The organism is Enterobacter sp. A103 (assembly GCF_034427535.1).
GTDB classification, from domain to species: Bacteria; Pseudomonadota; Gammaproteobacteria; order Enterobacterales; family Enterobacteriaceae; genus Enterobacter; species Enterobacter asburiae_B.
In genome coordinates this window covers 315,614-339,328 of the sequence record NZ_JAXQPQ010000005.1, presented here as the reverse complement: position 1 = coordinate 339,328, position 23,715 = coordinate 315,614, and the positions used below count along the sequence as shown (strand labels likewise).

Sequence of the window (23,715 nt, the reverse complement as noted above, 5' to 3'; positions counted from 1 at the left end):
GGGGGTCTAAATTAACGTAGCCAGTCCGGCAGGTCGTTAAGACCCATCGCCTGACGGAGGAGTTGAGGTTTGACGCCAGGAAGCGTATCGGCCAGTTTAAGACCAATATCGCGCAGCAGTTTTTTCGCCGGATTTGCGCCGGCAAACAGCTCGCGGAAGCCCTGCATGCCCGCCAACATCATCGCCGCACTGTGCTTGCGGCTGCGCTCGTAGCGACGCAGGTAGAGATGCTGGCCGATATCTTTGCCTTCGCGGTGCAGGCGACGCAGTTCCTCAACCAGCTCCGCCGCGTCCATAAAGCCAAGGTTGACGCCCTGCCCTGCCAGCGGATGAATGGTATGCGCCGCATCCCCCACCAGCGCCAGACGATGCGCCGCAAACTGACGCGCGTAGCGGCCGGTTAACGGGAACACCTGCCGCTCGCTTTCAAGGGTGCACAAGCCAAGGCGGTTATCAAACGCCATGCACAGCGCCTGGTTAAAGGCATCCGGCGTCGCCTCCTGCATCAGCTGGGCTTTTTCAGGCACCAGGGACCAGACAATCGAGCATAGGTGCGGATCGGCAAGCGGCAGGAACGCCAGAATGCCGTCGTTGTGGAAAATCTGCCGCGCCACGCCGCCGTGCGGCTCCTCGGTACGGATCGTGGCAACCAGAGCGTGATGACGATAGTCCCAGAAGGTCAGCGGAATATCGGCTTTATTCCGCAGCCAGGAGTTCGCACCGTCAGCACCGACCACCAGACGCGCGGTCAGCATGTCGCCGCTCTGTAAGGTGATAAACGCCTCGTTTTCACCCCACGCCACCTGCTGGATCTGCGCAGGCGCAATCAGCGTCACGTCGCTGCACTGCTGCGCTTTCTGCCACAGCGCGTGGTGGATCACCGCGTTTTCGACGATATGACCCAGATGGCTGTAACCCATGCTTTCATCATCAAAAGCAATATGACCAAAGCTGTCTTTATCCCACACTTCCATGCCGTGATAGCAGCTGGCGCGCTGCGCCACAATATCTGCCCAGACGCCAAGGTGCGTCAGCAATTTCTCGCTGGCGGCATTGATCGCCGAGACGCGGAGTTCCGGCGGGGCATCTGGCGCAACGGGCTGAGGCTGCTTTTGCTCCAGCACCGCCACGCGCAGGCCGCTGCCCTGTAAACCACAGGCCAGAGCCAGTCCGACCATACCGCCGCCAACAATGGCGACATCAACATTTTGCACGGTGATAACTCCTTAACGCGCGACCCAACCAAGAGTCCGCTGCGCCAGCACGTCACGTGCCGGAATGAATAATTCCATCGCCATTAGCCCGAGGTTGCGACCCGCAACCAGCGGTGCCCAGCGATTGGCAAAAAGATGGACTAAGCCGTCGGTGACGCCAATCGTCGCCTCTTTATCCACCTGGCGGCGCTTCTGGTAATGGCTGAGCACCGGGTATGCGCCACAGTCTTTTTGTTCGCCCCACGCCTGAGAAAGGGTTTCCGCCAGGCTCATAACATCCCGCAGGCCAAGGTTGAACCCCTGCCCCGCGATGGGGTGCAGCGTCTGAGCGGCATTACCGACAAGCGCCAGACGATGGGAGATGGACTGAGAGGCAGTAGTCAGCGAAAGCGGGTAAACCGCCCGCTGTCCAGCATGGGTAATACGCCCCAGCCGCCAGCCAAAGGCTTTCTGCAGCTCGGTACAAAAACGTTCGTCTGACCAGGCTTTAACCTCTTCGGCCTTATCCTGCGAATGACACCAGACAAGCGAACAGCGCCCGTCCGACATCGGCAGCATCGCCAGCGGGCCATGCTGCGTAAAGCGTTCAAACGCCCTGCCGTGGTGTTCAGCTGCGGTAGAGACGTTGGCAATGACCGCAACCTGCCCGTAAGGCTGCTGACGCCACTCCACGCCGCACTGGGCGCCGAGAGATGAGCGCGAGCCGTCCGCGGCGACCAGAAGCTGGCCTTCAAGCACGGTACCGTTTTCCAGCGTCACGCTGACCGACGCCTCACTGCGGCTCACGCTGGCCACGCGCGCCGGACAATGCAGCGTGACGCCCGGCGCATCCTGGAGCAGACGAAACAGACGCAATCCGACGTCGTGCAGCTCGACAACCTGACCCAGCGCGTCAATGCGGTAATCCTGCGCGTCCAGCGTGACAAAGCCAGCATGGCCGCGATCGCTTACGTGAACGGTTTTAATTGCCGTCGCGCAATCGGCGATGGCCTGCCAGATGCCAATACGGGACAGCTGCTGGCAGGTACCCTGCGCCAGGGCAATAGCGCGGGAATCAAAACCGGGATGATTTTTTGCCTGCGGCGCGACGGCTTCCACCAGGTGCACCGGAAGCTGTCCCTTCGACAAATGCGAAATGGCCAGCGCCAGCGTGGCCCCGGTCATGCCGCCGCCAACGATAATCACGCTCATGCGCGTGCCGCTGCCATCAGCGCCTCGATATCGTCAGCGTTTTTCACGACGCTCGCGGTCAGGTTTTCGTTACCGGTTTCGGTGATCACGATGTCGTCTTCGATGCGAATGCCAATTCCGCGGTACTCTTCAGGCACGTCGGCATCCGGCGCGATATACAGGCCTGGCTCCACGGTTAACACCATGCCCGGCTCCAGCACGCGCGAACGGTCGGTGCCGTACGCGCCAACGTCATGCACATCCAGCCCCAGCCAGTGGCTCAGGCCGTGCATGAAATACGGTCGATGCGCATTTTCAGCGATCAGGATATCGACCTCCCCTTTCAGGATCCCGAGCCTGACCAGACCGGTAATCATGATGCGCACCACTTCGCCGGTCACTTCCTGCATGGAGGTACCGGGACGATACAGCCTGAGCGCCGTCTCAAGCGATTCCAGGACAATGTCATAAATGGCGCGCTGTGCCGGTGAGAATTTACCGTTCACCGGGAAGGTACGGGTGATGTCCCCCGCGTAGCCCTGGTATTCGCAACCGGCGTCAATCAGGACCAGATCGCCGTCGCGCAGCGCGCTTTCGTTTTCGGTGTAGTGCAGAATGCAGCCGTTTTCTCCGCCGCCAACAATGGTGTTGTAGGAGGGATAACGCGCGCCGTGGCGGTTAAATTCGTGATGAATTTCGCCTTCCAGCTGGTATTCGAACATCCCGGGACGGCACTTTTCCATGGCGCGGGTGTGCGCCAGGGCGCTGATTTCGCCCGCACGACGCATCAAATTCAGCTCTTCTTCAGACTTGAACAGGCGCATTTCATGCACCACCGGACGCCAGTCCGTCAGCGTGGCCGGCGCGGACAGGTTCTGCCGCGAGCCTTTGCGCAGCTTATCCAGCGCGGTGAAAACAATCTCATCGGCGTAGGCATATTCACCCTGCGCGTGATAGAGCACGTCGAGGCCGTTAAGCAGCTGATAGAGCTGCTGGTTGATTTCGCTAAACGCCAGCGCGCGGTCAACGCCCAGCTTCGCCGGTGCGGCCTCCTGGCCTAAGCGGCGGCCAAACCAGATTTCGGCCGTCAGATCGCGCACGCGGTTGAAAATCACGCTGTGGTTGTGGGTGTCATTGCTCTTAATCAGCACCAGCACCGCTTCCGGCTCGTTAAAGCCGGTGAAGTACCAGAAATCGCTGCTCTGGCGATAGGGATATTCGCTGTCGGCGCTGCGCGTGACTTCGGGCGCAGCAAAAATCAGCGCGGCGCTGCCCGGCTGCATTGTTGCCAGCAGCGCCTGACGGCGGCGCGAATACTCTTGACTCGAGATAACCATGACACCCTCCTGTGCGTTATTTTTCTTAATGTAAGGTTGGCTTGCGGACTTCCGGCGCGGTCGGCTGAGAGCGCGTGAAGTTATCGTGGCACAGCAGTGCCGCCACGCGCACGTACTCGATAATCTCTTCAAGAGACATTTCCAGCTCTTCCTGGTCTTCGTCTTCATCGTAGCCGAGCTGGGCAATGTTACGCAGGTCGTCAATCGCTTCACCCGCTTCGCCGGTCACTTTATCCAGTTTAGGCTGCGTCACGCCGAGCCCCAGTAGATAGTGGTTTACCCAGCCGGCCAGCGCATCGGCGCGATCGAACACGCTGACGTCGTCGCCTTCAGGCAGATAAAGCTGAAAAAGGAAGCCATCGTCTTCCAGCGAATCGCTGGTTGCGGCGTGCATTTTACGCAGCGCTTCCGCCAGCTCGTGACCAAACGCCAGCCCTTCGTTCGTGAGGTCGTGGATCAGCGGCTGCCATGAGCTGTCGCTGTTTCCGCCGCACAGCATGCCACTGATCAGACCGTGCATTTCGGCAGGGGTTAAACCGACTCCCTGCTGGTTCAGTAACTGGTTTAAATCCTTGTAACCAGGCATTTCGTTCTGTATAGACATGAGCATTCGTCATCAAAGGGGGGAAGTTTCATGATATGCTACCACTTTGGACCCTGGTGATACCAGAAAAGGGCTTGTATCTTCACATCAGGGTAGCTATAGTGTCGCCCCTTCGCAGCCCCCGGGGCAGTAAGCGAAGGCAGCGCAGTCAATCAGCAGGAAGGTGGCATGTCTGCACAACCCGTCGATCTCCAGATTTTTGGCCGTTCACTGCGAGTGAATTGTCCGCCTGAACAAAGGGATGCTTTGAATCAGGCAGCGGACGATTTGAATCAGCGGTTGCAAGATCTAAAAGAACGCACTAGAGTCACAAATACTGAGCAGCTGGTTTTCATCGCCGCGTTGAACATCAGCTATGAACTGACTCAGGAAAAAGCGAAGACCCGCGACTACGCGGCAAGCATGGAGCAGCGCATTAAAATGCTCCAGCAGACCATAGAACAGGCATTGCTTGATCAAGGTCGCAATCCCGAAAGACCGGGACCAAAGTTTGAATAACACTTCTCAGTTGACTATGGTAGAGTAACTGTGAAGACAAAATTTCTCTGAGATGTTCGCAAGCGGGCCAGTCCCCTGAGCCGATATTTCATACCACAAGAATGTGGCGCTCCATGGTTGGTGAGCATGCTCGGTCCGTCCGAGAAGCCTTAAAACTATGACGACACATTCACCTTGAACCAAGGGTTCAAGGGTTACAGCCTGCGGCGGCATCTCGGAGATTCCCTCTCTTTTCTTCTACCGACTACCATGACCCAATTCCCTGAAGTTTCTGCTTCACGCCAGGACATCCGTCAGTTAATTCGTCAGCGCCGCCGTGCGTTAACCGCCGATCAGCAAGCGCATTTTGCCCAGCAGGCCGCCGCCCGCATGATGGCGTATCCCCCTGTCGTGATGGCGCACACCGTTGCGCTGTTTCTGTCATTTGATGGAGAACTGGATACCCAACCGCTGATAGAGCAGCTCTGGCGCGCCGGGAAGAAGGTCTATCTGCCGGTGCTGCACCCGTTCAGCGAGGGGAATTTGCTGTTTCTGCACTATCACCCGCACAGCGAGCTGGTGGTGAATCGCCTGAAAATCACCGAGCCGAAACTCGACGTGCGCGATGTGCTCCCGCTGTCACAGCTGGATGTGCTGATCACGCCGCTGGTGGCGTTTGATGAACAGGGCCAGCGTTTAGGGATGGGCGGCGGTTTTTATGACCGGACGCTGCAAAACTGGCAGCAGTACGGGTTGCAGCCGGTGGGCTATGCGCATGATTGTCAGGGCGTGGAGGCGTTGCCGGTGGAGAAATGGGATGTGCCGTTGCCGGCGGTAGTGACGCCATCGAAGTTGTGGGAGTGGTGAAACAGGCGTGCGGCCTGATGCCCTCACCCCAGCCCTCTCTCACGGGGAGAGGGAGAAAACATAAAAAACGGTAACTATCGTTACCGTTTCGCATTTACCTCGCCACAATCAGTACAGCAGACGCGCGCGAATCGTCCCCTGAATCGCCTTCATGCTCTGCAGCGCTTTCTCAGCAACATCGTCATCCGCTTCGATATCAATGACCACGTAGCCCATCTGCGAGTTCGTTTGCAGATACTGTGCGGCAATGTTGACGCCCTGCTCGGCAAAGATCTGGTTGATCGCAGTCAGCACGCCCGGACGGTTTTCGTGGATGTGCAGCAGGCGACGACCACCGTGCAGCGGCAGAGACACTTCCGGGAAGTTCACGGCAGAGAGCGTAGAACCGTTGTCGGAATATTTGCTCAGCTTACCCGCCACTTCCAGACCGATATTCTCCTGCGCTTCCTGGGTAGAGCCGCCGATGTGCGGCGTCAGGATCACGTTGTCGAACTCGCACAGCGGAGAGGTAAACGGATCGCTGTTGGTCGCAGGCTCCGTCGGGAAGACGTCGATGGCCGCGCCCGCCAGATGCTTACGCTTCAGCGCATCCGCCAGGGCCGGGATATCGACAACCGTGCCGCGCGCGGCGTTGATCAGCAGTGAGCCCGGCTTCATCAGCGCCAGCTCTTCCGCGCCCATCATGTTTTTGGTGGACGCATTTTCCGGCACGTGCAGGCTCACCACGTCGCTCATGTTCAGCAGGTCAGAAAGGTGTTGAACCTGGGTCGCATTGCCCAGCGGCAGCTTGCTTTCGATATCGTAGAAGAACACGTGCATACCCAGGGATTCCGCCAGAATACCGAGCTGCGTACCGATGTGGCCGTAGCCGATAATCCCCAGTTTTTTACCACGCGCTTCATATGAGCCGGACGCCAGTTTGTTCCACACGCCGCGGTGCGCCTTGGCGTTCGCTTCAGGAATGCCGCGCAGAAGCAGCAGCAGTTCGCCAATCACCAGCTCCGCCACGGAACGGGTGTTGGAGAACGGGGCGTTGAAGACGGGAATACCGCGTTTGGCGGCAGCATTCAGGTCAACCTGGTTGGTACCGATACAGAAGCAGCCGATAGCCACCAGCTTTTCCGCCGCGGCAATAACCTCTTCAGTCAGGTGAGTACGGGATCGCAGGCCAATGAAGTGGGCATCACGGATGGACGCTTTCAGCTCTTCGGTATCGAGCGCGCCTTTGTGAAATTCGATGTTGGTGTAACCTGCCGCACGAAGGCTATCGATTGCTTTTTGATGCACGCCCTCGACCAGCAGGAATTTAATCTTGTCTTTCTCCAGTGATACCTTTGCCATTTACCCGACCCTGTTTTTGTCTGAACTGATGTTGTGCTGGATATGAATCCGCTGTAGCCAACATATCAAAAAAAACTATTGCAGCAATATGAACGTTTGCGTCGGCACTCTGAAGAAAAGTCATACAGAGCAAAATGTCAGAGGAAAATGCTATGGAAATTTACAAACGCGGCAGGATCGGCATAAGAGGTTGAAAAACGTGACACAAGTCACCGAATTTAGCTTTTCAAAAATTTTTTAGCGGGGGGAGGACTCCCCCCGTCAGATCATTTTACGATGGTTTTCACGCCGTCAGCGGTGCCGATCAGCGCCACATCCGCGCCACGGTTGGCGAATAGCCCTACGGTCACTACGCCTGGAATACCGTTGATGGCATTTTCAAGCGCAATCGCGTCAAGAATTTCCAGACCGTGAACGTCGAGGATCACGTTACCGTTGTCGGTGACGACGCCCTGACGGTATTCCGGACGACCGCCCAGCTTAACCAGTTGACGTGCAACCGCGCTACGGGCCATTGGGATCACTTCGACCGGCAGCGGGAAATTACCCAGAATGTCGACCTGCTTGGAGGCATCCGCGATGCAGATGAACTTGTCCGCAACGGAGGCGATGATCTTCTCGCGCGTCAGCGCCGCGCCGCCGCCTTTGATCATCTGCATGTGGCCGTTGATTTCATCCGCACCATCAACGTAAATCCCCAGACGATCCACTTCGTTGAGATCGAAAACGGTAATGCCGAGGCTTTTCAGCTTTTCCGTGGAAGCATCAGAGCTGGAAACCGCGCCCTCGATTTGCCCCTTCATCGTGCCCAGCGCATCGATAAAGTGTGCCGCGGTTGATCCCGTACCGACACCAACAATGGTACCCGGCTGCACGTACTGGAGAGCGGCCCATCCTACTGCTTTTTTCAGTTCATCCTGCGTCATGATCGTTTTGCCTGTGGTGTGAAAACTCAGGGCGCATTATAGAACACGTCGAATGGAATTCGTCTGCCACGAAGGGAAAATTGTGTCATAGTGCAGAATAAGCAAAATTAAGGAGCCATCCAGAGCAATGAAACGTCCGGACTACAGAACACTACAGGCACTTGATGCAGTTATTCGTGAACGCGGTTTTGAGCGCGCGGCGCAAAAGCTTTGCATCACCCAGTCCGCCGTATCACAGCGTATCAAACAGCTTGAAAACATGTTCGGCCAACCGCTGCTGGTGCGTACCGTGCCGCCACGTCCAACCGAGCAAGGGCAAAAGCTTCTCGCCCTGCTGCGCCAGGTTGAACTGCTGGAAGACGAGTGGCTGGGTGACGAACAAACGGGCTCTACGCCGCTGCTGCTCTCTCTGGCGGTCAACGCCGACAGCCTGGCAACCTGGCTGCTGCCGGCCCTTGCGCCGGTATTAGCGGACTCCCCTATCCGCCTGAATTTACAGGTTGAGGATGAAACCCGTACCCAGGAACGCCTGCGTCGCGGTGAAGTGGTTGGGGCGGTCAGTATTCAGCCTCAGGCGCTGCCAAGCTGTCTTGTCGATCAGCTGGGCGCGCTGGACTACCTGTTTGTGGGTTCAAAAGCCTTTGCCGAGCGCTACTTCCCGAACGGCGTCACCCGCGCCGCGCTGCTGAAAGCCCCTGCCGTGGCGTTCGACCATCTGGACGATATGCATCAGGCGTTCCTGCAGCAAAACTTCGATCTGCCGCCGGGCAGCGTGCCGTGCCATATCGTCAACTCGTCTGAAGCCTTTGTGCAGCTTGCGCGTCAGGGCACCACCTGCTGCATGATCCCGCATCTGCAGATTGAGAAAGAGTTGAAAAGCGGTGAGCTGATTGACCTCACGCCGGGGCTGTATCAGCGCCGGATGCTCTACTGGCACCGGTTTGCGCCGGAAAGCCGCATGATGCGCAACGTCACCGACGCGCTGCTGGCGTACGGGCACAAGGTGTTGAGACAGGATTAATCGATTGAATTCCCTCTCCCTGCGGGAGAGGGTTAGGGTGAGGGCAAATTACTGCGCCTTAGCCGCCTCAGTTTGCTGAGTTTGAGTTGGCTCCAGCTGGAACACCACATCCACCTGATCGTCAAACTGGATGGTTGGCTGCTCGTAAGTTTCCTGAGCAGACACCGGGGCTGCATCAGCCTTCATCATCCGCACCATCGGGCTTGGCTGGTAGTTAGAGACGTGGTAACGCACGCTGTAAACCGGGCCGAGCTTGCTCTTAAAGCCAGAAGCCAGCTGTTCCGCCTGGTGAATGGCGTCATCAATCGCCGCTTTACGCGCTTCGTCTTTGTATTTCTCCGGTTGCGCAACGCCCAGCGACACGGAACGAATTTCGTTCAGACCCGCCTTCAGCGCGCCATCCAGCAGCGAATTAAGCTTATCCAGCTGACGCACGGTCACTTCGACGGTACGCACGGCACGGTAGCCTTTCAGGATGCTTTTACCATTCTGGTAGTCGTAATCGGGTTGAGTACGCAGGTTCGCGGAGTTGATATCTTTTTTACCGACACCGTTCTGCTCGAGGAAAGAGAGATATTGCGCAACACGATCGTCAGCCTGCTTCTTGGCAGATGCCGCATCTTTCGCAGACACATTGACTTCAATTGCCAGCGTTGCGACATCGGGTACCGCGTCCACGCTTGCGGTGCCTGAAGTGACGATGTGCGGGCCATCCGGCAGTTCACTTGCCTGCACCGACACCGCACCAAAACTTACTAATGCCGCCAGGGCCATCACCTTAAACTTCACTGTTATTCCTCCATGTTGCGAAGAGTGCCCATTAACAGGGCGCATGCCAGCAAGCTTAGCGGGTCTTGTTCAGTTGTCCATAAGACAAGGATTAGTTGAACAATTCCTGAACGTGGTGAATCCCCTCTTTTGCCAGCTGAAAAGCAATAAACCACATCACCAGCCCCACCAGAGTATTAATGATGCGCTGGGCTTTGGCCGTACGCAGACGAGGTGCCAGCCATGCAGCCAGAATGGCGAGGCCAAAGAACCAGAGGAAAGAGGCGCTAACCGTACCCAGCGCAAACCAGCGTTTCGGCTCAACGTCCAGCTGCCCGCCCAGGCTGCCCAGCACCACGAAGGTGTCCAGATAAACATGCGGATTAAGCCAGGTGACCGCCAGCATGGTGACGATAATCTTCCAGCGGCCCTGCTTCATGACTTCCGCGCTCGCCAGTTCGAGGTTGCTGCTCATCGCCGTTTTCAGGGCACCAAAACCGTACCAGAGCAGAAATGCCACGCCACCCCAGGTGACCAGCGCCAGCAGCCAGGGAGACTGCATGAGCAATGCGCTGCCGCCAAAAATTCCGGCACAGATCAGCAGTAAATCGCTTACCGCGCACAGCAGGGCAATCATCAGATGATACTGGCGGCGAATGCCCTGGTTCATCACAAACGCATTTTGCGGGCCAAGGGGAAGGATCATGGCCGCACCTAAGGCAAGCCCTTGAAAGTAATAAGATAACATGACGAAATTCTCACAGTATTGTCCTGGAAGGAGACTATACTGCGCGAATCACATTAGAGGAAATTGATAATATTAATTGGGGATTAGCAGCACTTATAAAAATAAAGCCCGGTGGCGCTAGCGCCTACCGGGCCTGCGGGAGAAGTTATTCGGCTTCTTTGACTTTTTTGACGTTTACGTCCATCTGAGGGTACGGGAAGCTGATGCCGTTGGCATCAAAGTCGCGCTTAATGCGCTCAAGCACGTCCCAGTACACGTTTTGCAGATCGCTGCTTTTGCTCCAGATACGCACCACGAAGTTAATGGAGGAAGCGCCCAGCTCGTTCAGGCGAACCGTCTGCTCTTTGTCTTTCAGAATGCGATCGTCTGAAGCAATGATGTTGCTAATCAGCGACTTCACCTGATCGATGTCGGAGTCGTACGCCACGCTGATAATCAGTTCGTTACGACGCACCGGTTCACGGGAAAAATTAATGATGTTGCCCGCGATGATTTTCCCGTTCGGCACGACCACGATGCGGCCATCGACGGTACGCATGGTCGTTGAGAAAATCTGCACCTGCAGCACGGTCCCGGCAATGCCGCCAAGGTCAACGTATTCGCCGGAGCGGAACGGACGGAAGGTGACCAGCAGAACGCCTGCCGCCAGGTTTGAAAGCGAGCCCTGCAGCGCCAGACCAATGGCCAGACCGGCGGCACCGAGAACGGCAATGACGGAAGCGGTCTGCACGCCCACACGGCCCAGCGCCGCAATCAGCGTAAAGGCGATAATGCCGTAGCGCACCAAAGCGGAGAGGAAGTCAGCCACCGTGGCGTCAATGTTACGGGCCAGCATTACGCGGTTAACCGTGTTCGATACAATGCGCGCCACGATCATCCCGACGATGATGATGGCAATCGCCGCGACGATATTGACGGCATAGCTCAGCAACAGCGCCTGGTTGCGCACCAGCCAGTTACCGGCGTTATTGATGCTGTCTACAACATCGAGTTGTTCCATTTATTCTTCCTTTTGTTAAACCAAAACACAAAATCCATCCCCCATGGAGACAGGCAGGTCCGTAAAGGGTAAACAAAAAGCGCAAGTATTGCCAAACAGATCACAAAAACCGGCCTGGCAGAGTATTGAAAAAGCAGAAAAAAAGGCCCGCATTTGCGGGCCTTCTGATGCTGTTAGCAGCTCAAATTACAGAACGTCTACCGCGTTCAGTTCTTTGAATGCCTGCTCCAGACGAGTAATCATTGAAGTCTGGGCAGCGCGCAGCCATACGCGTGGATCGTAGTATTTCTTGTTCGGCTGGTCTTCGCCTTTCGGGTTGCCCAGCTGACCCTGCAGGTAAGCTTCGTTGGTTTTGTAGTACTGCAGGATACCGTCCCATGTTGCCCACTGGGTGTCGGTATCGATGTTCATTTTCACTACGCCGTAGCTTACGGAGTCTTTGATTTCCTGAGCAGAAGAACCGGAACCGCCGTGGAAGACGAAGTTCAGGCTGTTGTGCGGCAGGTTGTGTTTCTTGGAAACATATTCCTGAGAATCACGCAGGATGGTCGGGGTCAGAACCACGTTACCTGGTTTGTAAACGCCGTGTACGTTACCGAAGGACGCTGCGATGGTGAAGCGTGGGCTGATTTTGCTCAGCTCGGTGTAAGCGTAATCAACGTCTTCAGGCTGGGTGTACAGGGCAGAAGCGTCCATGTGGCTGTTGTCCACGCCGTCTTCTTCACCACCGGTGCAACCCAGTTCGATTTCCAGAGTCATGTCCATTTTGGCCATGCGCGCCAGGTATTTGGAGCAGATTTCGATGTTTTCGTGCAGTGACTCTTCAGACAGGTCGATCATGTGAGAAGAGAACAGTGGCTTACCGGTAGCCGCGAAGTGTTTTTCACCCGCGTCCAGCAGACCGTCGATCCACGGCAGCAGTTTCTTCGCACAGTGGTCAGTGTGCAGGATAACTGGAACACCGTAGTGCTCAGCCATCTGGTGTACGTGGTGCGCACCAGAGATAGCGCCCAGGATTGCAGCACCCTGAGGAATGTCAGTTTTAACGCCTTTACCTGCGATGAACGCAGCGCCGCCGTTAGAGAACTGAACGATAACTGGCGCTTTAACTTTAGCAGCAGTTTCCAGTACGGCGTTGATGGAGTCGGTACCCACGCAGTTAACTGCTGGCAGAGCGAAGTTGTTTTCTTTAGCTACCTGGAACACTTTCTGTACGTCATCACCAGTGATAACGCCAGGTTTTACGAAATCAAAAATTTTAGACATGTTGCTTAGTCCTGTATCTTCGGCCGTTAGAAAAGGTGCGAGCTCTTAAAAGCGCGCTGAAAATTGGGCAGGTTTCCCTGCCCTGGAATGGCTTACTTCTTAGCGCGCTCTTCGAGCATTGCTACTGCTGGCAGTACTTTGCCTTCCACGAATTCGAGGAATGCGCCGCCACCAGTGGAGATGTAGGAGATCTTGTCAGCGATACCGAACAGGTCGATTGCCGCCAGGGTGTCACCACCGCCTGCGATAGAAAACGCTTCGCTGTCTGCGATAGCGTTAGCAACGATTTCAGTACCTTTGCGGAAGTTCGGGAATTCGAACACGCCAACAGGACCGTTCCACAGGATAGTTTTTGCGTTTTTCAGGATTTCAGCCAGTTTCTGTGCAGAAACGTCGCCCAGGTCCAGAATCTGCTCTTCATCTTTGATGTCGTTTACAGATTTCAGGGTCGCGGTTGCGGTTTCGGAGAACTCGGTCGCTACGCGAACGTCAGTTGGAACCGGGATATCGCAGGTGCTCAGCAGGCGTTTGGCTTCGTCAACCAGGTCTGCTTCGTACAGGGATTTGCCCACGTTGTGGCCCTGAGCGGCAACGAAGGTGTTAGCAATACCACCGCCAACGATCAGCTGGTCAGCGATTTTAGACAGGGAATCCAGAACGGTCAGTTTGGTAGAAACTTTAGAACCACCAACGATAGCCACCATTGGACGAGCAGGTTCTTTCAGTGCTTTACCCAGCGCTTCCAGTTCGTCAGCCAGCAGAGGACCGGCGCACGCTACGTCTGCGAATTTACCGATACCGTGGGTTGACGCCTGAGCACGGTGAGCCGTACCGAATGCATCCATCACGAATACGTCGCACAGTGCAGCGTATTTTTTGGACAGAGTTTCGTCGTCTTTCTTTTCGCCTTTGTTAAAGCGAACGTTTTCCAGAACAACCAGTTCACCGGCTGCAACTTCAACGCCGTCCAGGTAATCTTTCACCAGGCGAACCGGGTTGGACAGTTTGTCTTTCAGGTAATTAACCACTGGCAGCAGAGAGAACTCTTCGTTGTACTCGCCTTCAGTTGGACGACCCAGGTGGGAGGTGACCATCACTTTCGCGCCCTGCTTCAGAGCCAGTTCGATGGTTGGCAGAGATGCACGGATACGCGCGTCGCTGGTCACTTTGCCATCTTTAACCGGTACGTTCAGATCGGCACGGATGAAAACGCGTTTACCAGCCAGATCCAGATCGGTCATCTTAATTACAGACATGGTGAATCCTCTCGTTGATTCTTAAAGTTTTGCAGACGCACAATGCGTCTTACCTGAAACCTTGAGCGGCCATTGCTAACGTGGTGTCAAGCATTCGGTTAGCAAAGCCCCATTCGTTATCACACCAGACCAGCGTCTTGATAAGGTGTGCGCCACTGACTCTCGTTTGCGTACCATCGACGATGGCGCTGTGCGGGTCGTGGTTAAAATCTACTGAGACCAACGGTAATTCCGTATAGTCAACTATACCATGAAATGCCCCCTGTGCCGCTTTTTGCAGCAACAGGTTGACTTCACAGGCTTTTACCGGTTTTTTCACCGTCACGCTAAGATCGATTGCGGTGACGTTAATCGTCGGTACACGCACGGCAATCGCTTCAAACCGGTCATTAAACTGCGGAAAAATTCGGGTGATCCCTGCAGCCAGTTTCGTGTCCACCGGAATGATTGACTGGCTCGCTGCGCGAGTGCGTCGTAAATCCGGATGGTAGGCGTCGATAACCTGCTGATCGTGCATGGCGGAGTGAATCGTGGTCACGGTGCCGGATTCAATGCCATACGCATCGTCTAACAGTTTGATGACCGGAATAATGCAGTTAGTGGTACAGGAGGCGTTGGAAACAATGCGGTGTTCGGCCTGCAGCTCATGCTGGTTGACGCCAAATACGACGGTCGCGTCGAGGTCGTTACTGCCGGGATGAGAAAACAGGACTTTTTTCGCGCCTGCTGCCAGATGCGCTTCGCCATGTTCGCGGTTGCCGTACACGCCGGTACAGTCAAGCACCACATCCACACCCAGTTCACGCCAGGGTAGCCCGGAGATGCTGTTCTCATGCAGCACACGAATAGCGTCGTCACCCACAAACAGCTGTTCTCTTTCCTGGCGTACGTCCCAGGCAAAGCGTCCGTGGCTGGTGTCATATTTCAATAAATGCGCCATGCCCGTAGCATCCGCCAGTTCATTGATTGCCACCACGGTTATTTCCGCCCGACGTCCGGATTCATATAAAGCACGAACCACGTTACGTCCGATGCGACCGAAGCCATTAATCGCTACGCGTACGGTCATAGATCTCCTGCAAAGCAATCCCTGAGTTTGAGGTGGCTGAAAGAGTAATCCAGCTACGCCCGAAGGGGAATCCTTGCTGTCACAAACTGCGATTGATTGGTCAATTGTCGAACATTTAATCGACTGAAACGCTTCAGCAAGAATAAGCGAATCGGGGAATAAAAGGAATGTCTGTCCAGATGAATAAGCGCGCTATATGACTTGCGTCACATTTTAGGTGGAATAATGGCGGCAAGGTAAAAGCAAAACGGTAACCGAGAGGTTACCGTTTTTTAGTGTTTGCACCCTCTCCCGTGGGAGAGGGCTCGGGTGAGGGCATCAGCCCGCACCGTACAAACGATTACAGCAGTTCTTTCGCTTTCGCGACAACGTTCTCAACGGTGAAGCCGAACTCTTCGAACAGCTGTTCTGCAGGAGCAGATTCACCGAAGGTGGTCATACCGACGATAGCGCCGTTCAGACCCACGTATTTGAACCAGTAGTCAGCGATACCCGCTTCCACTGCTACACGAGCGGAAACCGCTTTAGGCAGAACGGATTCACAGTAAGCGGCATCCTGTTTGTCGAACGCATCGGTAGACGGCATGGAGACCACGCGCGCTTTCACGCCTTCGGCAGTCAGTTTTTCCCACGCGGCAACAGCCAGTTCAACTTCAGAACCGGTGGCGATGAAGATCAGCTCTGGCTGGCCCGCGCTATCTTTCAGCACGTAACCACCGCGAGCGATGTTTGCCAGCTGCTCAGGCGTACGCTCCTGCTGTGCCAGGTTCTGACGGGAGAGAATCAGCGCGGTTGGACCGTCCTGACGCTCAACGCCGTATTTCCACGCCACCGCGGATTCCACCTGGTCACATGGACGCCATGTGCTCATGTTCGGGGTCACGCGCAGTGAAGCCACCTGCTCTACCGGCTGGTGAGTTGGACCATCTTCGCCCAGACCGATGGAGTCGTGGGTGTAGACCATCACCTGACGCTGTTTCATCAGCGCGGCCATACGCACGGCGTTACGTGCATATTCGACAAACATCAGGAAGGTAGAGGTGTACGGCAGGAAACCACCGTGCAGGGAGATACCGTTGGCAATAGCGGTCATACCGAATTCACGTACACCGTAATGGATGTAGTTACCGGCAGTATCTTCGTTGATTGGCTTAGAACCAGACCACAGGGTCAGGTTAGATGGCGCCAGGTCAGCGGAGCCGCCCAGGAATTCTGGAAGCCATGGGCCGAACGCTTCAATCGCATTCTGAGACGCTTTACGGCTCGCGATTTTAGACGGGTTCGCCTGCAGCTTAGCGATGAATTCGTTCGCTTTCGCGTCGAAGTCAGACGGCATATCACCTTTCATACGACGGGTGAATTCAGCCGCTTCCTGCGGGAACGCTTTCGCATAGGCAGCGAATTTCTCGTTCCAGGCCGCTTCTTTCGCCTGGCCTACTTCTTTTGCATCCCACTGAGCGTAGATCTCAGACGGGATTTCGAATGCAGGGTGTTTCCAGCCCAGCGCTTCGCGGGTCAGTGCGATTTCCGCGTCGCCCAGCGGTGCGCCGTGGGAGTCGTGAGTACCCGCTTTGTTCGGCGAACCGAAGCCAATGATGGTTTTGCACATCAGCAGGGACGGTTTGTCCGTCACAGCGCGCGCTTCTTCCACTGCACGTTTAATCGAGTCAGCATCGTGACCATCAACGCCACGCACTACGTGCCAGCCGTAGGCTTCGAAACGTGCTGCGGTGTCGTCGGTGAACCAGCCTTCAACGTGACCGTCGATGGAGATACCGTTGTCGTCATAGAACGCAACCAGTTTGCCCAGCTTCAGGGTACCTGCCAGGGAGCACACTTCGTGAGAAATGCCTTCCATCATGCAGCCGTCGCCCATGAACGCGTAGGTGAAGTGGTCTACGATGTCGTGACCAGGACGGTTGAACTGCGCCGCCAGCGTCTTCTCGGCAATCGCCATACCCACAGCGTTAGCAATACCCTGACCCAGCGGGCCAGTGGTGGTTTCTACGCCAGCGGTGTAACCCACTTCCGGGTGACCTGGAGTTTTAGAGTGCAGCTGACGGAAGTTTTTCAGCTCTTCGATAGGCAGATCGTAGCCGGTGAGGTGCAGCAGGCTATAGATCAGCATAGAGCCGTGGCCGTTGGACAGCACGAAGCGGTCGCGGTCAGCCCATGACGGGTTCTGCGGGTTGTGGTTCAGGAAATCACGCCACAGGACTTCGGCGATATCAGCCATACCCATAGGAGCCCCTGGGTGGCCGGATTTGGCTTTCTGTACTGCGTCCATGCTCAGCGCACGAATAGCATTAGCAAGCTCTTTACGTGAGGACATTTTAACTCCAGATCGGACTGTTAAAGGCCATGCCCTTGACGACAGCGCGTTTTGGGCTACGCCGGAAAAAAGTGCCAACAATGTAACCCAAGCCGCAAGTCATGTACATGGAGCATTCTTTTGCTTGTTAAGAAATCTCTGGATCATGCTCGCATGTTGCGCAATCTGCTCGCCCGGCCCTGTAGATATTCCTTATACTTAGCCCGACACCGGCTTCGCTGACGGTGCCCTTTTCGGATTTTATTCAGTTTAACGAGTACGGAAGCAACCTCATGAAAATGCGTGCAATAGTGCTGGCCCTGGGTACAACGCTCCTGCTGAGCGGCTGTCAGAATATGGATTCTAACGGTCTGATGACGTCAGGCGCAGAGGCCTTTCAGGCCTATTCCCTGAGCGATGCGCAGGTGAAAGCGCTGAGCGACCAGGCCTGTAAAGATATGGACGGAAAAGCCACGCTTGCGCCGGCTAACAGTACCTACACGCAGCGTCTGAATAAGATTGCTTCCGCGCTGGGCGACAACATCAACGGCCAGCCGGTGAACTACAAGGTGTACATGGCGAAAGACGTGAACGCCTTCGCGATGGCGAACGGCTGTATCCGCGTCTATAGCGGGCTGATGGACATGATGACCGACAACGAAGTGGAAGCGGTCATCGGCCATGAAATGGGCCACGTTGCCCTGGGACACGTGAAGAAAGGGATGCAGGTTGCCCTGGGCACCAATGCCATCCGCGCAGCGGCGGCCTCTGCGGGCGGTATCGTTGGCAGCCTGTCGCAGTCACAGCTTGGCGACGTGGGTGAAAAACTGGTTAACTCTCAGTTCTCACAGCGTCAGGAGTCCGAGGCGGATGACTACTCCTACGATCTGTTGCGCAAACGCGGCATTAATCCATCAGGCTTAGCCACCAGCTTCGAAAAACTGGCCAAGCTGGAAGCCGGACGCCAAAGCTCCATGTTTGACGATCACCCGGCCTCAGAAGAACGCGCACAGCATATTCGCGACCGTATGGCCGCAGACGGGATTAAATAATTTCAGAAGGAGGCAATTTTGCCTCCTTTTTATTTCGCATGAATTGTTAACTTAACAGCACGTATCGATAACACCCCTGAAAGCCCCGCCAAATCTGCCTTATCACCTTGAAATGTCTGGTCACATAATTATTGCAAAGGTTACTTTTTCCGGTAATTATCACCCCGCAGTTATTCAAATTAATATATCCAGACAGAGACGTTCCCTCCGTGAAAAAAGAATTATCATTAATTGCTTTAAGCTTATTTTCCGCATTACCCGCCGCTGCAAGCCAGCAATCCGACAGCCAGGGTTTTATTGACGACAGCCATCTGGATCTGTTTTTACGCAATGCGTATATCAGCCGCGACTACCATCAGGGCCAGCAGGACAAAGCCGAATGGGGTCAGGGGATCATCGCCACGTTTGCATCCGGCTATACCGAAGGGCTGGTGGGCTTTGGCGTGGACGGAATCGCGCAGTATGGCGTGCGCCTGGACGGCGGCCGCGGCAAGAGCGGCGCGGGCGGCATCGACTTCTTTAAGCAGGAAGACGACGGCCGGGCAAAATCCGATCTGGCAAAGTTTGGCGCAACCGCCAAAATGCGCATCTCGAATACCGTACTGAGCTACGGAAATCAGCGCCCTGAGCTGCCCATCGTGAATGCCGACAGCTCCCGCCTGCTGTTTGAAAGCTACACCGGCACCATGCTGACCTCGAAAGAGATCGACGGTCTGGAAATCAACGCCGGTTACTTCACCGACGAGCAGCGTAAAAGCGATGACCGCCACGACAGCGGACTGAAGAGCCTCTCCTTCGGCGGTGCGAGCTATCAGTTTAACGACCAGTTCAGCGGCGCGCTGTACGCCTCTCATAATGAAGAGGTGATGAACAAGCAGTACCTGGGCATGAACTTCAAACAGCCGTTCAGCACCGGGCAGCAGCTGGTGCTCGACTTCAACGGCTATAACTCCCGTCTGGATCAGGGTTACGCGGACAGCCTCGACACGGGCCGCAGCAACACCATCTGGAGCCTGGCGGCGAGCTACATCTGGGACATTCACACGTTCAAAGTGGCGTACCAGCAGAGCAGCGGCAGCACCGGCTACAACTACGGCGGCTATCGCGACAAGGGCGGCGTGGGTGACGGCGGAAACACCATCTGGCTGGCGAACTCCTACTGGTCTGATTTTAACGGCGAAGACGAACGTTCCTGGCAGGCATCCTACGGTCTGGACTTTGGCGGCCTTGGCTTACCGGGCCTGAGCTGGACCACTGCCTACGTGCGTGGGGATAATATTAAAACCTCTGAAACCAGCAACGGCAAAGAGCACGAGTGGTTTAACCAGATCCAGTACCAGGTGCAGGATGGTCCGGCGAAGGATCTGAAGCTTAAACTGCGCTACTCCGTACTGCGCATCTCCGGCAACGCCAGCGAGTACAACGTGGGCGGGGACGAGATTCGAGCTTATGTGGAATACCCGTTTAACGTGTTCTGAAGGCAATAAAAAACCTCTCAATAGAGAGGTTTTTTTTCACGCAAGGTGAGGCTTATTCGCCTTTTTTGGCTGCCTGAATGTAGAGCATTTCCAGCGCCAGAGTCGCTGCGGCCAGCGCGGTGATCTCGGACTGGTCATACGCAGGCGCCACTTCCACCACGTCCATCCCGACAATGTTCAGATCCTTCAGGCCGCGCACCAGCTTGATGGCACGATCTGAGGTCAAACCGCCGATGACCGGCGTACCGGTGCCCGGTGCAAATGCCGGATCCAAGCAGTCGATGTCGAAGGTCAGATACACGGGCATATCACCCACGATCTGCTTCACCTGAGCGATGATGTCGTCGACGCCGCGATCGTTAACCTGGCCCGCATCCAGCACGGTGAAGCCGTTGTCTTTGTCGAACTCGGTGCGAATACCGATCTGCACGGAGTGGTTCGGGTCGATCAGACCTTCGTTCGGCGCGGTGAAGAACATGGTGCCGTGGTCAAACTCGCAGCCGTTCGCGTAGGTGTCGGTATGTGCATCGAAGTGCACCAGCGCCATTTTACCGAAGTGCTTCGCATGGGCGCGCAGCAGCGGCAGGGTCACGAAGTGGTCGCCGCCGAAGGAGAGCATGCGCTTACCGGCAGCCAGCAGCTTCTCGGCGTGCGCCTGCAGCTTCTCGCTCATCTCACGCGCGTCGCCGAAGGCGTACACCAGGTCACCGCAGTCCACCACGTTCAGGCGCTCGCGCATGTCGAAGTTCCATGGGAAGCGGTTATGCTCCCAGGCCAGGTTAGTGGAAACCTGACGAATCGCAGCCGGGCCGTGACGCCCCCCCGCGCGGCCAGATGTTGCCATATCGAACGGCACGCCGGTGATCACCCAGTCAGCGTCGCTGTCGTACGGCTGGAAGTTCATCGGAAGGCGTAAAAAACCAAACGCGTTAGATACCAGAGAGTTATCGTACTGATGACCTAAAGTGCTCATGTCCTGACCTCTTTTAAAGTCGATACATTAAAAACAGATGAAAAAAAATCCCCTCCGCGTCGTTAAACCCGACGAGGAAGGGATTGATTCGTAAATCGCTTATTGGGGCGAATTATCGCCGGTAATGCATACGGGTTCAAGTGAGTATAGGGCATTGTGCGGTCTGATGCCCTCACCCCGCCCTCTCCCTGTGGGAGAGGGCGTTTTCCTACTCGTCTTCCAGGTAGGTGTACCCGTACAGGCCCGCTTCAAACTCTTCCAGGAACTGCTGCTGGAGCGCATCGTCCAGACCGGTGTTTTTCACCTGGTCGCGGAACTGAGTGAGCAGTTTTTTCGGATCCAGCTGAACGTATTCCAGCATGTCCGCCACGGTGTCCCCTTCATCGGACAGCTCAATTTCCACGTTGCCGTCAGGGAACACGAACACGTCCACCGCTTCGGTATCACCGAACAGGTTGTGCATGTTGCCGAGGATCTCCTGATACGCGCCGACCATAAAGAAGCCCAGCATCGGTGGGTTCTCCGGGTCGTATTCCGGCATTGGCATCGTCGTTGCGATACCGTCTCCGTCAACGTAGTGGTCGATGGCACCGTCGGAGTCACAGGTGATGTCCAGCAGCACCGCACGGCGTTCCGGCGCGTGGTTCAGCCCTTCCAGCGGCAGAACCGGGAACAGCTGGTCGATACCCCAGGCATCCGGCATCGACTGGAACAGCGAGAAGTTGACGTAAATCTTGTCCGCCATACGCTCCTGCAGCTCGTCGATAATCGGACGGTGCGCGCGGTTGCTCGGGTCGAGCTGTTTCTGCACTTCATGGCACATGTTCAGGTAGAGCTGCTCCGCCCACGCGCGCTCCTGCAGGCTGAAGGTGCCTGAAGAATAACCCACGTGAATATCATGCAGGTCCATCTGGCTGTCGTGCAGCCATTCGCGCAGGGAACGACGCGTGCCCGGCTCGTGCATTTCCTGCCAGGTTTCCCACATGCTTTGCAGGGAACGCGGAGCATCGTCTGCCGGAGGCGTCGCTTCGCTGATTTCGCTACGCTCAACGCCGATGATGTTAGAGACCAGCACCGTATGGTGCGCGGTCACCGCGCGACCGGATTCGGTGATCACCGTCGGGTGCGGCAGGCCGTTCTCTTCACAGGCATCGCCGATCGCCCAGATGATGTTGTTCGCGTATTCGTTCAGGCCGTAGTTCACGGAACAGTCAGACTGCGAGCGGGTCCCTTCGTAGTCCACGCCGAGGCCGCCGCCCACGTCGAAGCACTGAATATTCACGCCGAGCTTGTGCAGCTCAACGTAGAAACGCGCTGACTCACGCACGCCGGTGGCGATGTCGCGAATATTGGCCATCTGCGAGCCGAGGTGGAAGTGCAGCAGCTGAATGCTGTCCAGACGACCGCGCTCGCGCAGGATTTCCACCAGCTGCAGCACCTGGTTTGCCGCCAGGCCGAACTTGGATTTCTCGCCGCCGGAGGACTGCCATTTACCGGAACCTTGTGACGCCAGACGCGCACGCACGCCAAGGCGTGGCACCACGTTCAGACGTTCGGCCTCTTCCAGCACGATGGCGATTTCGGTCATCTTTTCGATAACCAGATAGACCTTGTGGCCCATCTTTTCGCCGATCAGCGCCAGACGAATGTATTCACGGTCTTTATAGCCGTTACAGACGATCACTGAACGGGTCATGCCCGCATGCGCCAGAACCGCCATCAGCTCCGCTTTGGAGCCAGCTTCCAGGCCCAGCGGCTCGCCGGAGTGGATCAGGGATTCAATCACGCGGCGGTGCTGGTTCACCTTGATCGGGTAAACCAGGAAATAGTCGCCTTTATAGCCGTAGGACTCACGCGCGCGCTTGAACGCGGCGTTAATAGAACGCAGGCGATGTTGCAGGATCTGCGGGAAGCAGAACAGTGCAGGCAAACGCTGGCCCTGAGCCTCACGAGCTTTCACCAGTTTCGCGAGATCCACGCGCGCTTCAGGGACGTCCGGATCCGGGCAGACGCTGATGTGGCCCAGTTCGTTGACGTCATAGTAGTTATTGCCCCACCAGGCAATATTGTAAGTGCGCAGCATCTTGCTGGCTTCCTCGGAGCTCATCGCAACCTCCTGCATAGAACGTAGTACACCCTGTTCGCCCGCTGACGAAGGCGAAAAAGAAGACATGTCGTCAGACATAGCGAACCTCAACTCTTTGTAATAAGTGTAAAACAGTTGACTACTATCGCAGCGTTATACGGCGATAACAACCCATAAACGGCTCCGTTTCCCAGCAGAGTATGCTGAAAACCAGACCGTGCGACCGGTTTCTTATTCATATCATTGTAAAACACGTATCCGAACTCTGTATGACAAGGTTCGGCGAAACCACGAGAAAACTCTTGTATTAACAAGAGCGCCCTTGTTCAGTTTTCACAAAGCGTGACCGGCCCTGGAATCCTGAGAAGCGCCGAGATGGGTATAACATCGGCAGGTTTGCAGACTAGAAATGCGGGTTGCGGGAATCAAATACGCGCCAGAACGGCTGCGCTGAATGTGCGGAAAACGATGGTTCATTATCTCGTATCACCTCCACGGCCGCCTCTGTTGAAACGGACCACAAGCCAAAGCTAAAAGTTCACTGCTTAACCCGGCTGGAAGTGGCGACACGATGAGTTCATCGAGCGCTTATTTTATATGAGCCGCGCGCCGCGTTTTATACCGAGAACAGGGGTAAAAAGCAAAAGATAAATGTGCGTGTTGCCGGGGCCGTCAGGAATTATTGCCAGCCGTAATTTCAACTGAGTGAGAGGTTAGTCAAAAAAAACTGGAAATCGGGCGAAGAAGTGAC

At 55.9% G+C, this 23,715-nt stretch carries 21 protein-coding genes and 1 other RNA gene; 6 read left to right on the top strand and 16 right to left on the bottom strand.

Features of this window, described 5'->3' with window-relative positions; translation table 11 throughout:
• Window positions 1-11: 11 nt before the first annotated feature.
• Genes ubiI through SPH27_RS16360 form a run of 4 tightly spaced genes read right to left on the bottom strand, consistent with a single transcriptional unit; the run spans window position 12 to window position 4,325 of the window.
• On the bottom strand, window positions 12-1,214 hold the full coding sequence (gene ubiI / locus SPH27_RS16375) for an FAD-dependent 2-octaprenylphenol hydroxylase (protein ID WP_039262975.1): 1,203 nt from the start codon (window positions 1,212-1,214) through the stop codon (window positions 12-14).
• 12 nt (window positions 1,215-1,226) lie between these two features.
• Window positions 1,227-2,405, bottom strand: a complete 1,179-nt coding sequence (gene ubiH / locus SPH27_RS16370) for a 2-octaprenyl-6-methoxyphenyl hydroxylase (protein ID WP_182071661.1) — start codon at window positions 2,403-2,405, stop codon at window positions 1,227-1,229.
• The gene (gene pepP, locus SPH27_RS16365) at window positions 2,402-3,715 is read right to left on the bottom strand and encodes a Xaa-Pro aminopeptidase (RefSeq protein WP_094935401.1); all 1,314 of its coding nucleotides are present in this window, start codon (window positions 3,713-3,715) and stop codon (window positions 2,402-2,404) included. The genes ubiH and pepP overlap by 4 nt, the downstream gene beginning before the upstream one ends.
• 31 nt (window positions 3,716-3,746) lie before the next feature.
• Window positions 3,747-4,325, bottom strand: a complete 579-nt coding sequence (locus tag SPH27_RS16360; protein WP_029739212.1) for a YecA family protein — start codon at window positions 4,323-4,325, stop codon at window positions 3,747-3,749.
• A gap of 168 nt (window positions 4,326-4,493) precedes the next feature.
• Here SPH27_RS16360 and zapA point away from each other — a divergent pair, with 168 nt between their 5' ends.
• From zapA to SPH27_RS16345, 3 genes are all read left to right on the top strand, one after another.
• Entirely contained in the window at window positions 4,494-4,823 is a 330-nt protein-coding gene (gene zapA, locus SPH27_RS16355; protein WP_006811891.1) for a cell division protein ZapA, read from the top strand.
• A 41-nt stretch (window positions 4,824-4,864) separates the two neighbouring features.
• A non-coding RNA gene (gene ssrS / locus SPH27_RS16350) (6S RNA) lies at window positions 4,865-5,048 on the top strand.
• Window positions 5,049-5,072: 24 nt separating this feature from the next.
• Window positions 5,073-5,669 (top strand): 5-formyltetrahydrofolate cyclo-ligase, encoded by a 597-nt coding sequence (locus tag SPH27_RS16345; protein ID WP_032660084.1) that lies wholly within the window; start codon window positions 5,073-5,075, stop codon window positions 5,667-5,669.
• Window positions 5,670-5,777: 108 nt separating this feature from the next.
• Here the strand turns inward: SPH27_RS16345 and serA are convergent, their stop codons facing one another.
• Entirely contained in the window at window positions 5,778-7,010 is a 1,233-nt protein-coding gene (serA, locus tag SPH27_RS16340; RefSeq protein WP_023309113.1) for a phosphoglycerate dehydrogenase, read from the bottom strand.
• A gap of 266 nt (window positions 7,011-7,276) precedes the next feature.
• Window positions 7,277-7,936, bottom strand: a complete 660-nt coding sequence (gene rpiA, locus SPH27_RS16335) for a ribose-5-phosphate isomerase RpiA (protein ID WP_003860091.1) — start codon at window positions 7,934-7,936, stop codon at window positions 7,277-7,279.
• Between the two features lie 127 nt (window positions 7,937-8,063).
• Between rpiA and argP the strand changes: the two genes are divergently transcribed.
• A complete protein-coding gene (gene argP, locus SPH27_RS16330; RefSeq protein ID WP_008499727.1) occupies window positions 8,064-8,957 on the top strand; it encodes a DNA-binding transcriptional regulator ArgP in 894 nt (297 codons plus the stop codon).
• Window positions 8,958-9,005: 48 nt separating this feature from the next.
• Here the strand turns inward: argP and SPH27_RS16325 are convergent, their stop codons facing one another.
• The 7 genes from SPH27_RS16325 to tkt all read right to left on the bottom strand — a co-directional run bounded on the left by SPH27_RS16325 (window position 9,006) and on the right by tkt (window position 17,396).
• A complete protein-coding gene (locus SPH27_RS16325) occupies window positions 9,006-9,746 on the bottom strand; it encodes an oxidative stress defense protein (protein WP_023309114.1) in 741 nt (246 codons plus the stop codon).
• Window positions 9,747-9,837: 91 nt separating this feature from the next.
• Entirely contained in the window at window positions 9,838-10,473 is a 636-nt protein-coding gene (gene argO, locus SPH27_RS16320; RefSeq protein WP_021242063.1) for an arginine exporter ArgO, read from the bottom strand.
• Between the two features lie 145 nt (window positions 10,474-10,618).
• Window positions 10,619-11,473, bottom strand: a complete 855-nt coding sequence (gene mscS, locus SPH27_RS16315; protein ID WP_033146600.1) for a small-conductance mechanosensitive channel MscS — start codon at window positions 11,471-11,473, stop codon at window positions 10,619-10,621.
• Window positions 11,474-11,659: 186 nt separating this feature from the next.
• Window positions 11,660-12,739 carry a class II fructose-bisphosphate aldolase gene (fbaA, locus tag SPH27_RS16310; RefSeq protein WP_032660076.1) on the bottom strand — a complete coding sequence of 360 codons (1,080 nt, stop codon included), beginning with the start codon at window positions 12,737-12,739 and terminating at the stop codon, window positions 11,660-11,662.
• A gap of 92 nt (window positions 12,740-12,831) precedes the next feature.
• Window positions 12,832-13,995, bottom strand: a complete 1,164-nt coding sequence (gene pgk / locus SPH27_RS16305) for a phosphoglycerate kinase (RefSeq protein WP_023333323.1) — start codon at window positions 13,993-13,995, stop codon at window positions 12,832-12,834.
• Window positions 13,996-14,044: 49 nt separating this feature from the next.
• On the bottom strand, window positions 14,045-15,064 hold the full coding sequence (gene epd / locus SPH27_RS16300) for an erythrose-4-phosphate dehydrogenase (RefSeq protein WP_039262970.1): 1,020 nt from the start codon (window positions 15,062-15,064) through the stop codon (window positions 14,045-14,047).
• A gap of 340 nt (window positions 15,065-15,404) precedes the next feature.
• Window positions 15,405-17,396 carry a transketolase gene (gene tkt / locus SPH27_RS16295; RefSeq protein WP_182071660.1) on the bottom strand — a complete coding sequence of 664 codons (1,992 nt, stop codon included), beginning with the start codon at window positions 17,394-17,396 and terminating at the stop codon, window positions 15,405-15,407.
• Between the two features lie 272 nt (window positions 17,397-17,668).
• On the opposite strand from tkt, the gene SPH27_RS16290 reads away from it, so the two are divergent.
• Window positions 17,669-18,427, top strand: a complete 759-nt coding sequence (locus tag SPH27_RS16290; protein WP_021242066.1) for a M48 family metallopeptidase — start codon at window positions 17,669-17,671, stop codon at window positions 18,425-18,427.
• Window positions 18,428-18,636: 209 nt separating this feature from the next.
• Window positions 18,637-19,905 carry an OprD family outer membrane porin gene (locus SPH27_RS16285; protein WP_182071659.1) on the top strand — a complete coding sequence of 423 codons (1,269 nt, stop codon included), beginning with the start codon at window positions 18,637-18,639 and terminating at the stop codon, window positions 19,903-19,905.
• Between the two features lie 52 nt (window positions 19,906-19,957).
• On the opposite strand, the gene speB is transcribed toward SPH27_RS16285, so the two are convergent.
• The 3 genes from speB to yqgB form a co-directional block, all read right to left on the bottom strand.
• The gene (speB, locus tag SPH27_RS16280) at window positions 19,958-20,878 is read right to left on the bottom strand and encodes an agmatinase (RefSeq protein ID WP_014071686.1); all 921 of its coding nucleotides are present in this window, start codon (window positions 20,876-20,878) and stop codon (window positions 19,958-19,960) included.
• Window positions 20,879-21,086: 208 nt separating this feature from the next.
• Window positions 21,087-23,063, bottom strand: a complete 1,977-nt coding sequence (speA, locus tag SPH27_RS16275; protein WP_023309121.1) for a biosynthetic arginine decarboxylase — start codon at window positions 23,061-23,063, stop codon at window positions 21,087-21,089.
• Between the two features lie 8 nt (window positions 23,064-23,071).
• Window positions 23,072-23,203 (bottom strand): acid stress response protein YqgB, encoded by a 132-nt coding sequence (gene yqgB / locus SPH27_RS16270; protein WP_127341063.1) that lies wholly within the window; start codon window positions 23,201-23,203, stop codon window positions 23,072-23,074.
• Window positions 23,204-23,715: the final 512 nt, after the last annotated feature.

What these genes read in the sequence shown, in the direction of transcription:
- argP (WP_008499727.1), top strand. Translation starts at nt 8,064, where the DNA reads ATGAAACGTCCGGACTACAGAACACTACAGGCACTTGATGCAGTTATT.
- ubiH (WP_182071661.1), bottom strand. Translation starts at nt 2,405, where the DNA reads ATGAGCGTGATTATCGTTGGCGGCGGCATGACCGGGGCCACGCTGGCG.
- yqgB (WP_127341063.1), bottom strand. Translation starts at nt 23,203, where the DNA reads ATGAATAAGAAACCGGTCGCACGGTCTGGTTTTCAGCATACTCTGCTG.
- argO (WP_021242063.1), bottom strand. Translation starts at nt 10,473, where the DNA reads ATGTTATCTTATTACTTTCAAGGGCTTGCCTTAGGTGCGGCCATGATC.
- SPH27_RS16290 (WP_021242066.1), top strand. Translation starts at nt 17,669, where the DNA reads ATGAAAATGCGTGCAATAGTGCTGGCCCTGGGTACAACGCTCCTGCTG.
- rpiA (WP_003860091.1), bottom strand. Translation starts at nt 7,936, where the DNA reads ATGACGCAGGATGAACTGAAAAAAGCAGTAGGATGGGCCGCTCTCCAG.
- tkt (WP_182071660.1), bottom strand. Translation starts at nt 17,396, where the DNA reads ATGTCCTCACGTAAAGAGCTTGCTAATGCTATTCGTGCGCTGAGCATG.
- mscS (WP_033146600.1), bottom strand. Translation starts at nt 11,473, where the DNA reads ATGGAACAACTCGATGTTGTAGACAGCATCAATAACGCCGGTAACTGG.
- fbaA (WP_032660076.1), bottom strand. Translation starts at nt 12,739, where the DNA reads ATGTCTAAAATTTTTGATTTCGTAAAACCTGGCGTTATCACTGGTGAT.
- SPH27_RS16345 (WP_032660084.1), top strand. Translation starts at nt 5,073, where the DNA reads ATGACCCAATTCCCTGAAGTTTCTGCTTCACGCCAGGACATCCGTCAG.
- speB (WP_014071686.1), bottom strand. Translation starts at nt 20,878, where the DNA reads ATGAGCACTTTAGGTCATCAGTACGATAACTCTCTGGTATCTAACGCG.
- speA (WP_023309121.1), bottom strand. Translation starts at nt 23,063, where the DNA reads ATGTCTGACGACATGTCTTCTTTTTCGCCTTCGTCAGCGGGCGAACAG.
- epd (WP_039262970.1), bottom strand. Translation starts at nt 15,064, where the DNA reads ATGACCGTACGCGTAGCGATTAATGGCTTCGGTCGCATCGGACGTAAC.
- zapA (WP_006811891.1), top strand. Translation starts at nt 4,494, where the DNA reads ATGTCTGCACAACCCGTCGATCTCCAGATTTTTGGCCGTTCACTGCGA.
- pgk (WP_023333323.1), bottom strand. Translation starts at nt 13,995, where the DNA reads ATGTCTGTAATTAAGATGACCGATCTGGATCTGGCTGGTAAACGCGTT.
- serA (WP_023309113.1), bottom strand. Translation starts at nt 7,010, where the DNA reads ATGGCAAAGGTATCACTGGAGAAAGACAAGATTAAATTCCTGCTGGTC.
- SPH27_RS16360 (WP_029739212.1), bottom strand. Translation starts at nt 4,325, where the DNA reads ATGTCTATACAGAACGAAATGCCTGGTTACAAGGATTTAAACCAGTTA.